At 58.6% G+C, this 5,008-nt stretch carries 3 protein-coding genes; 2 read left to right on the forward strand and 1 reads right to left on the reverse strand.

What is annotated here, in order from left to right; genetic code table 11:
* Nucleotides 1-292 precede the first annotated feature (292 nt).
* Complete coding sequence (locus tag DT23_RS15985) at nucleotides 293-1,267, forward strand: response regulator (RefSeq protein ID WP_051697367.1); 975 nt, start codon at nucleotides 293-295, stop codon at nucleotides 1,265-1,267.
* Between the two features lie 17 nt (nucleotides 1,268-1,284).
* Nucleotides 1,285-1,647, forward strand: coding sequence for an Hpt domain-containing protein (locus DT23_RS15990; protein ID WP_038132870.1), 363 nt, complete (start codon nucleotides 1,285-1,287; stop codon nucleotides 1,645-1,647).
* 18 nt (nucleotides 1,648-1,665) lie between these two features.
* Here the strand turns inward: DT23_RS15990 and DT23_RS18735 are convergent, their stop codons facing one another.
* The gene (locus DT23_RS18735) at nucleotides 1,666-4,809 is read right to left on the reverse strand and encodes a PAS domain-containing hybrid sensor histidine kinase/response regulator (protein ID WP_051697368.1); all 3,144 of its coding nucleotides are present in this window, start codon (nucleotides 4,807-4,809) and stop codon (nucleotides 1,666-1,668) included.
* Between the last annotated feature and the right edge of the window lie 199 nt (nucleotides 4,810-5,008).

Below are 5,008 nucleotides of genomic sequence, written 5' to 3' on the forward strand. Positions count from 1 at the left end.
GTTTCAGCCCTGCCCACTCAATTTTTTGGTAGGGCGGAAATGTGGCTGAAATGGGGCGGGGCACTCGCAACTTTCGCGTGTAGCCCCGTCTTTTTCCGAAATGTTGTCAATTTTGCCGATAGCGAGCACCGCTTTCATGCGAAACGCACGATTTGTGCGCTATTCTAAACAATTCTACGGATAAGCCATGAATTGACCACATTTACGGGGTCAAACTCGCCCTAAGGTTACAAAATGCTTCTTTGATCCGGTCTTATTCTGTTCGGTTCGAAGTCTAGAGAAAGGCGCGGATATGCAAATACTGGTTGTAGACGACGAACCACTCTTCCTTCGTTTGATTACGACCCAACTGGAAGGGCTGGGCTATAACGACGTCACAACTGCACAGTCCGGGCGCGAGGCGCTGGACCGGATTCAGGCGCGCGCCGAAAGGTTTGATCTGATCCTGCTCGATATCCGGATGCCCGAGATGGATGGCGTCATGCTGTGTCGTAATATCCGCTCTCTCCCGGCCTATCGCGAGACGCCGATCGTGATGGTCACGGCGATGTCGGATAAATCCTATATCGACGATGCATTCGCTGCCGGGGCGCTGGATTACATCACCAAGCCGCTCGACAGGATCGAACTCAAGGCCCGTCTCGGGACGGTCGCGCGACTGCTGGCCCAGCAACGCGCCGCTGCCGCCGCAGTAGCGGTGAATACGTCGCTTTCCTCCTATGCGGTCGCGCCGCCCTTTGCGTTCGATGATGCGATCGCCTTGCCTAATATCGACCGCCTCCTCAGCGAGACCGCGCTTGAGAATTACCTCCTGACGCTCGGCCTGGGTCGGATGCACGGTCTGCGCGCCTTTGCCGTGGTCGTCGAGAATGCCGACCAGCTCTACCTGACGGGAACGCCCGGTGAGTTCGTGGACATGATCGGCGATGTCGCCACCGTCATTCAGGACAGTTTGAAGGCCGAAGATGTGCTGATGGCCTATTCGGGCGAGGGCGTGTTCGTCTGCCTCCTGCGCGGGGAACACGGCTATGACAGTGAGCTTTTGAGTGCGACGGCGAATTTCGGCATGAGCGAGTTTGGGCCGATCTATTGCGATGCCGGTCTGGCATTGCCCTCCATCCGGTTCGGCGGGCTTGCACGGCTGCCGTCGCTGTCCTTCGGGCGCCCGACGCGCCTGCTGCAAATGGCAAGGATGCAAATCGGTAGCCATGAAACGAATACACCCTTAAAACGGCGTTTGCATCGGCGGCGCATCGCCAGCTTGTAACCAGAAGGGGTGACAGCATGGTCAACGTGCAAACTGAAAATCACGGCGTCAATCTCGTCATCGCACAAATCCGGCGCGACTTTGTCGCCTCGCTTCTCCAGCGCAGCCTGACGCTGGAAGCTCTTAAGCTGGCGGCGGCGGCTGCGCAGGATAAGGATCAGGCGGTTTTCGAAATTGGTGCAATGGCTCATAAGATCGCCGGCGTGGCTGGGACTTTGGGCTTTGACCGCCTGAGTGAGATATCGCTTGCGCTGGACACGCTCATCGGGCCCGCGGGCGGGGGCAACCACGCCACGACAGAGAGCTGGACAAAGGTGCAAGATCTGGTCGAGACATTGCTTGACGAGATGGAAGCACTGATGGATCAAGCCGACAGCTAAGCCCCCGTCTGCGCGGGCTCAGATCTCTTCGAGCAAAGCCGCAGCGGCGTGACAGATCTGTTTCGCCGACACAGGTTTGGCGATGGTGACGTCAAAGCCGCATTCGATATATTCGCTGACCTGATAGGGCATGACATTCGCCGTGACCGCGATGGCATAGGTGTAGGGCCGCTCGCTTTTGGCCTCGCTCTCGCGAATGGTCTGCAGCGCGGTTTTCCCATCCATGACCGGCATGGCGATATCAAGAAGCAACAGATCGAACGTCTCTTTTTCCCAAGCGTGCAGGGCTTCGAGGCCGTTCGTCGTGATGACGGTGGTTGCGCCCAACTGCTTCACGATATGTTCGAGTACGGTGCAATTGGTCGGGTTGTCATCGGCGATCAGGATATGGCGCCCCGCAAGCGACATTTCCGATGTCTCGGCGGGTCGGGGCTGCACCTCTGTATCCTCAGCGACCGGAAGCGGCAATTCCACGGTGATCGTCGTTCCGGCACCAAGTTCCGACTGGACCGAGATCGTTCCCTGCATCATCTCGACGAGGTTCTTGGTGATCGACATGCCCAGACCCGTCCCGCCAAAGCGGCGTGTGATCGAGGGATCGGCCTGGGTGAAATCATTGTGGATATCGGCGATATGCTTTTCGCTCATCCCGATTCCGGTATCAGTAACTTCGATGACAAAGGGGCGGCCCGGTTTGCCTTTCAGGTTGACGCTGACCTCTCCGCTATCGGTGAACTTGATCGCGTTGCTAATCAGGTTGTTCAAAATCTGGCGGATGCGATGGCGATCGCCGATCCGGGGGGTCTGCGCGCTCATCGCGATGCTGACTTCGAAATCGAGCCCTTTTTCTTCGGCATGAAGCTGGTGCAGCTCTTCAACGCGCTTGGCCAGCTCGGTGGGATCGAAGGGCAAAAGTTCCAGTTCGAGCTTGCGCGCTTCGATCTTCGACATGTCCAGAATATCGTTCAGAATATTGAGCAGGGACTCCCCGGAACTGCGAATGGTGCGGATCATCTTTTTCTGGGCCGGGTCGGATAGCGTATTGTCCAGAACCTCGGCCATGCCCAACACGCCGTTCAACGGGGTTCTGATTTCATGGCTCATATTGGCCAGGAACAGCGTTTTGGAGCGGCTGGCGTCCTCAGCTTTCAGCTTGGCGCGATAGAGCTGCGTGATGTCGGAGCCCACGCCCCGATAGCCCAAAAATTCGCCCTCGGCATTGTACGCCGGGGCGCCGTTGAAACGCAGCCAACGCTGTTCTCCGCTTTGCTCGGAATAGACTTCGCAAACGAAATCCCGAAATGCCTCGCGGGCCTCCAGCTTGGCCAGCAAGCCATTCCAATTGGGGCTTGCCCGCTCGTAGGGGCGATCTTCGAGCCATTCCTGCAAGGTGCGGCCCATAAGCTCGCTCTTGTTCTCGCCCGACAGGTTGCGAAACTTGCGATGCGACAGGAACTGAAAGCGCATGTCGCGATCTTGTTCCCAAAACAGGTCGTCGCTGACCGCAGCAATATCGGCCAGCCGTTTTTCCGCGGTGTTGCGTTCGTTGAAGACGCGTTCCAATTCGGCTTTCGCCTGTTTCAAGGCCTCTTCGCGCGCCTTCTGTTCGCTGATATCGATCTGGATCCCCGCGATGAACGCCGCGCGCCCGTCACGGTCGCGCGAGACGACTTTCGCGCGATCCAGCAGCCAGACCCAATGCCCGTCGTTATGGCGCATCCGGTACTCCGCGATGAGGGAATCGGTTTCTCCCTCGATGGCGCGTTTCACACCTTCTTCGACCGCCTCGATATCGTCGGGATGCACGTAGGAACGCCAGGTATTATAGGTGATCCTGCCGATTTCCTCGTCGCAATAGCCCAGCATTTCAACCCATTGCTGGTTCCCGATCTGGGTGTCGGTGATCAGGTCCCAGTCCCAGGTGCCTGTATGTGCCCCCTCGAGAAGGTTCAGGATCCGGCTTTCGGCCAGCTTGAGGTCAGAGATATCCAGATGAATTCCCGACATGATCGCGGGGGCGCCATTGGCGTCAAAAGCGGCGACGCTGCCTTGGGATTTCACCCAGACCAGCCGGCCGCTTTTGTGAAACATCTGGATCTCGGCCTCGAAGGATTCGCTCTCGCCGGTCAGAACCTTTGCAGAGCTTTTCTTCAGCGTCTTGAGGGAATCCGGGTGTACGAGGTTTTGAAAGCGATCCTGTGTCATGGCGTCGCATTCCTCAAAAGTATAGCCGAGCATTTCCGCCCAACGCGCGTTGATCTTGTGCGCGCCGGTGGAGATCGTCCATTCCCAGGTGCCAAGCCCGGCGCCGTCGATCGCCGCGCGCAAACGCGCTTTCTCTATCGGACAGCCCCCGATATCGGCGCACTGAATGAGGGTCGAGCCGCTGGCAAGCGGGCGCATTTTGAGATCGAGGATGCGCCCGTCGGAGACCATGATCCGCTTGTTGGCGTCCGCAGGCCGGGTTTCGGCCCGCTCCTCGCCGGGCAGGACCAGTTTCAGCGTGAGGCTTTCGATCGTTTCCTGCGCCGCGTCGAGAGTTTCGATAGACCCTTCGAAGGGTTTGAAAAAACGCGCGAAGGTGGGGTTGCGAAACTGGAGTTTCCCGGCCGCGTCGTACACGGCGAGGCCCAGTTCGAACTTGTCGGCCGCTTCGATCAGATCGCTTCGCAACGCCTCGTCGCCCAAGGGCGCGCGCTTCAGCGCCGCCGCGACCACCCCGAGCACCTGCTGGATCGCCGTGTTACGCGCAGCGTCAGCCGGCTCGATGGTCAGAACCACGCTTGCAGCGCCCGCCGGGTTTGACGCAACCAGAGCTTCAACGCCAGCGCAGTTGGCCCGTTCCCGCACGGGGGGCTCTCCTGCAAGCGCCTGTTTCGCGGCCAAACGGTGCGATCTTGCGGCATCGTCCTCGGGCGCATGATTGCTTAGCTGTTGGATCCGGTCGAGCTGGCCGGTGGACGAAACGGAAAAGAGACACAGTGTGTCGGCGCCGATGTCGCGTTTCAGCTGGGTCAGAACGGTTTCGATGCCGGAGTAAACGTCTTGGTCGGGTAGGGCAGCAAGCCGTGTCAGCACCTCGATCAACAGGGGCTGGTCGTGGACGTCGGCTTGATTGCTCTGCTCAGCTTCCTCGGCGGTTGCCGCGAAGTCCTTTCTCATATGTTCTCACCATTTTTCGCTGCTCGGGCTAATAATCGAAACAACTATAAAGTGTGCGTCCGCGAAACAGTCCAGCCCGTGCACGGATTAGGCGGACATTGCTGGAGCCTGTGGCAAGAACAACTCAGCGGCAGGAAATTCGGTACGGTGCGTGTCAGCTAATCCTGCGGTAGCAGGGCTTTGACTGTGTCAACAAGAT

Source organism: Thioclava indica, from assembly GCF_000714545.1.
In the GTDB taxonomy this organism is placed as follows: domain Bacteria; phylum Pseudomonadota; class Alphaproteobacteria; order Rhodobacterales; family Rhodobacteraceae; genus Thioclava; species Thioclava indica.